1 pseudogene is annotated in these 312 nt (G+C 67.0%); it reads left to right on the top strand.

What is annotated here, in order from left to right:
- Positions 1-312: pseudogene (locus tag HBA93_RS20145) on the top strand (type IV secretory system conjugative DNA transfer family protein); the annotation flags it as partial.

Here is a 312-nt window from a genome sequence, read left to right as displayed (position 1 = left end):
GGCTTCGGCGGCCGCTTCGCTCTCGAACAAATCGGCTCTCGCGTCGGCTCGGTTCCGGTTCTCCTGCTCGATCTCGTCACGCTGCTGGTGCTGCTGGCGCTCGCCTTCCGCTTCCTCACCAATCCGCTGATTATCCATTTCGGGGATATGGACGGCGAAACCCACGGCTCGGCCCGCTTCGCCACCGACAAGGAAACCGCCGCCCTCGCCCGCGCCGATTCCGGCCTGCTGATCGGCCGCGACGGCAAGACCGGAAAGCTCCTGCGCTATGACGGCCCGGCCCATCTGCTGACGATGGCACCGACGCGCACC

This window comes from Ochrobactrum sp. SFR4 (assembly GCF_019730395.1).
GTDB lineage: Bacteria > Pseudomonadota > Alphaproteobacteria > Rhizobiales > Rhizobiaceae > Pseudochrobactrum.
Note: the sequence above shows the minus strand (reverse complement) of the source record. Positions and strands in the feature narration are given on the sequence as shown.